The sequence below is a fragment of the Phenylobacterium sp. genome (assembly GCF_036402295.1).
In the GTDB taxonomy this organism is placed as follows: Bacteria; Pseudomonadota; Alphaproteobacteria; order Caulobacterales; family Caulobacteraceae; genus Phenylobacterium.
The window spans coordinates 1-4,640 of record NZ_DASWTE010000200.1 but is presented as its reverse complement, the minus strand read 5'-3'; the positions used below and the strand labels follow the sequence as shown (position 1 = coordinate 4,640).

The 4,640-nt window shown below is 70.3% G+C and carries 3 protein-coding genes; all 3 read left to right on the top strand.

Annotated elements, in window-relative coordinates:
• A partial coding sequence (locus tag VGD44_RS12635; protein ID WP_331087503.1) for a TonB-dependent receptor occupies window positions 1-2,319 on the top strand: 2,319 nt, incomplete at its 5' end.
• Window positions 2,320-2,333: 14 nt separating this feature from the next.
• A complete protein-coding gene (locus VGD44_RS12630) occupies window positions 2,334-3,806 on the top strand; it encodes a benzaldehyde dehydrogenase (protein ID WP_331087500.1) in 1,473 nt (490 codons plus the stop codon).
• Window positions 3,807-3,816: 10 nt separating this feature from the next.
• On the top strand, window positions 3,817-4,640 hold an 824-nt coding region (locus VGD44_RS12625), incomplete at its 3' end, for an NAD(P)-dependent alcohol dehydrogenase (protein ID WP_331087498.1).

Below are 4,640 nucleotides of genomic sequence, written 5' to 3'. Positions count from 1 at the left end.
TCCGGGTCGCCGGCGGTGCTCTCGGCCTTCATCCGCGGCATCGGCTCGGACGACTTCGCCTTCAACATCGACCCGGGCGTCGGCATCTACGTCGACGGCGTCTACCTCGCCCGCACCGTCGGCGCGAACCAGGACCTGCTGGACGTCGAGCGCATCGAGATCCTGAAGGGGCCGCAGGGCACCCTGTTCGGGCGCAACACCATCGGCGGCGCGATCTCGATCGTCACCCGAGACCCGGGCGACACCTTCCGCTTCAAGGGTGACGTCACGGTGGGCAGCTTCAACCTGCTGCAGGCCCGCGGCAGCGCCGACGTGCCCCTGGCCGACAACCTCGCCGCCTCGATCACCTACGGGATCAAGAGCCGCGAGGGCTACGTCAAGCGCATCCCCTTCGGCGATCCGCGGGCGGGGAACAGCACCTCATTTACGGCCTTCCCGTCCTCCGGATACGACACGGCCTCGCGCGAAGGCGGCGAGAACAGCTGGAACCTGCGCGGCAAGCTCAAGTGGAGCGGCGAGTCCACCAAGGTGGTCGTGACCGGCGACTACACCCGTGAGGACAGCACCGGCCTGGCCAACACCTTGCTCACGACGACCGAATTCGTGCCCGGCAACTTCGCGGGCTCGGCCAACCTGCCGGGGACGGCGTTCGATCCCACGGGAACGACGGGCTTCCTCTTCGCCGGGCTCTACAACTTCTGCATCGGCTCGACGCCCACCCAGATCGCCGCGCGCAACGCCCAGGCGCTCTGCGGCGTGCGTGGCACGCAGTTCGGCGCCAGCCCGCGCGTGCCTTCGTTCGCGGGCGTGAACGTGGACGGCAACCCCAACAACGACCTGCTGCCGTTCGACAGCCGGTTCATCTCCGCCGACCGGGACCGCAGCTACGCCACCGGCAACAGCTTCTCCAAGATGCACAACTGGGGTGTCGCGGCGACCGTCGAGCATAGCCTCACCGACGACATCACCCTGAAGTCGATCAGCGCCTACCGCGACCTCGGCTGGCGCAGCGGGATGGACGCCGACGGCTCGCCGCTCAACGTGCTGCAACTGAGCTTCGACATGCAGCAGTGGCAGGTGAGCGAGGAGGTCCAGGTGCTGGGCTCCGCCTTCGACGACAAGCTCAACTACGTGCTGGGCGGCTACTACTTCAAGGAGAAGGGCAGCCTGCACGACTACGTCACTTTCGACGAAGGCCTGCTGCAGGTGGACGGGCCGAACGACCTCGAAACCGAAAACTACGCCGTGTTCGGCCAGGTCGACTGGCGGATCAGCGACCTGATCGGCGTCACGGTCGGTGCGCGATACACCAAGGAGAAGAAGGACTTCGAGGGCGGCCAGCAGGACCTGAACGGCCTCAACTACAAGCTCTTCGGCTGCTCGGACGCGAACGGCAACATCAGCCCCGGCGGCGCCTTCCCGTTGGCCCCGGTCCCCTGCCAGCTGGCGCTCGGCTATCCGAACCCGGCGAACCCGGTGCAGGTCTATGTCCCGGGTGTGAACCGAAAGGAATTCAGCAACTTCTCGCCGAAGGTGGGCGTGCAGTTCCATCCGAGCGATGACGTCATGGTCTTCGGCAGCTGGTCCAAGGGCTACAAGACCGGGGGCTGGACCACGCGCCTGACCAACCCCCAGCCCATCGCCCCCGACTTCGACGAAGAGAAGGCGACCACCTGGGAGGCAGGCTTCAAGACGCGGCTGTTCGATCGACGGCTGCAGTTGAACGGCGCGGTCTTCACCACCGACTACAACGGCATCCAGCTGAACTTCCAGCAGGGCACTTCGCCCACCATTCGCAACGCCGGCAACGCCCGGATCGACGGGGCGGAGCTGGAAGCCGTCGCGACGCCGCTGGCGGGGCTCACGCTCAACGCGTCCGTGGGCTGGCTCGACGCCCGCTACACCTCGGTGCTGCCCGGCGTGCTGGCGGTGAGCGGCCCCAACCCGTTCCAGGCGGGGACGTTCAAGGGCGCGCCGCTGCCGAAAACGCCGGAGTGGAAGGTCAACTTCAGCCCTCGCTACGAGTTCACCGTGGCCGGCGGCGGCAAGGTGATGGTCGTCGGTGACTGGACCTACGTTTCGAGCATCTGGAACGACTCCCAGCGCAGCTACGTGCTCAAGCGGCCGGGGGTCCACCTGATCAACGCCAGCGCCACCTACGAGGAGCCCAACGGCGCCTGGTCGGTCGCGGTGGGCGGCACCAACCTCGGCAACGAACGCTATACGACCACCGGCGGCGTCAACGTCGCGGCCGGCCTGGCGTTCGGCACCTACAGCCGGCCGCGCGAGGGCTACGTGCGCTTCGGCATGAAGTTCTGACCATGGCGGACGGCATGACCCCTTCGACCGGCCCGTTGCTCGACGAGTCCGCCTGGCGCGACCGGCTGTACTCCAACGGCTGGGCCGCCGGCTCGGGCGGCCTGCTGGAAGTGATCGAGCCCGCGACGCTCGCGCCGCTGACGCGGGTGGCGCGGGCAGGGCGCGAGGATGTGGCCGCCGCCGCCGCGGCGGCGCGGGCGGCCCAGCCGGCCTGGGCCGCGCTGTCGGCCGATGCGCGCCAGGCCGTATTGCTGGAGGCCGCCGCGATCCTGTCGCGCCGCGCGGACGAGCTGGCGCCATGGATGATCCGCGAGACGGGGTCGGTCGGGGCCAAGGCCGCCGTGGAGCTGGAGCACGCCGCGGGCTTCGTCCGCCAGGCCGGCGCCATGGCGACCGAACCGCACGGCCTGCTGCTGCCCGCCGCCGACAGCCGGCTCAGCATGGCCCGGCGGGTCCCGCTGGGCGTGGTGGCGGTGATCTCGCCGTTCAACTTCCCGCTGGTGCTGTCGATCCGCGCCGTCGCGCCGGCGCTGGCCGCCGGCAACGCCGTGGTGCTGAAGCCCGACCCGCGCACGCCCGTCAGCGGCGGCTTCCTGATCGCCCGCGTCTTCGAGGAAGCCGGCCTGCCGCCCGGCCTGCTGCACGTGCTGCCCGGCGACGCCGAGGCGGGCGACGCCCTGTGCCGCGACCCGAACATCGCCATGGTGGCCTTCACGGGCTCCACCGCCGCCGGCCGCAGGGTGGGCGAGACGGCCGGCGCGCACCTGAAGAAGGTCGCCCTCGAGCTGGGCGGCAAGAACGCCCTGATCGTGCTGGACGACGCCGACCTGGACGTCGCCGCCTCGAATGCCGCCTGGGGCGCGTGGCTGCACCAGGGGCAGATCTGCATGACCACAGGTCGGGTGCTGGTGCAGCGCTCGCTGCACGACGGCCTGGTCGCGCGCCTGGTCGAGAAGGCTTCGCACCTCCCGGTCGGCGATCCGACCGGCGGCCAGGTGGCGCTGGGGCCGCTGATCAGCGCAGCGCAGCGGGACCGGGTCCACGCGATCGTCCAGGACTCGGTGGCCGCCGGCGCGATCCTCGCGGCGGGCGGGACCTACACCGACCTGTTCTACGTGCCGACCGTGCTGACGGGCGTGAAGCCGGGGATGCGGGCGTTCGACGAGGAGATCTTCGGCCCGGTGGCGGTGGTCACCGCCTTCGACGACGACGCCGAGGCCGCCGACCTCGCGGGCCGCGGCGAATACGGCCTGTCCGCCGGGATCATCACCGGCTCGGTGGGCCGTGGCATGGCGCTGGGGGAGCGGCTGAACGTGGGCCACCTGCACATCAACGACCAGACCGTCGAGGCCGGGCCGCATTCGCCGTTCGGCGGCATGGGCGCGTCCGGCAACGGCAGCCGCATCAGCGGGCCGGCCAACCTGGACGAGTTCACCACCTGGCGCTGGACCACGGTGAAGACCGCGGCCACGCCCTATCCCTTCTAGGCGTCTTCCCATGCAGATCACGGCCGCCGTCGTCCGCAGCCGCTCGGGCCCCTTCGGCCTGGAGACGGTGGAGATCGAAGCGCCGCGCGCCGGCGAGGTGCTGGTGCGCGTGGTCGCCACCGGCGTCTGCCACACCGACATGGTCATGCGCGACCAGGACCTGCCGACGCCGCAGCCGGTGATCCTGGGCCACGAGGGGGCCGGGGTCGTCGAGCGGGTCGGCGCGGGCGTGACCAAGGTGGCGCCCGGCGACCATGTGGTGATGACCTTCAACTCGTGCGGCGGCTGTCCGTCGTGCCGCGACCACGCCCCGACCTATTGCCACGAGTTCTTCCCGCGGAACTTCGTGGGCGTCCGACCGGACGGCAGCACGGGCCTGTCGAAGGATGGCGAGACGATCTACGCCAACATCTTCGGCCAGTCGTCGTTCGCGACCTATGCTCTCTGCCATGAGCGGAATGCGGTGAAGGTTCCGAAGGACGCGCCCCTCGAGATCCTGGGCCCTCTGGGCTGCGGGGTGATGACCGGCGCGGGGGCGGTGATGAACGCCCTGAAGGTCGAGGCCGGGCGCTCGCTCGTGGTGTTCGGCGCCGGCGCGGTCGGGTTGAGCGCCCTGCTGGCCGCCGAGGCCGCCGGCGCGGGGCCGATCATCGTCGTCGACATCAATTCGGCGCGCCTGGAACTCGCATTGGAGCTGGGCGCTGACCATGCCCTGGACAGCCGTGCCGGGCCCGTCGTGGACCGCATCCGCGAGATCACGGGCGTCGGCGCCGATTACACGCTCGACACCACCGCCAACCTCGCAGTCATGCGCCAGGCGGTCGACGCCCTGGC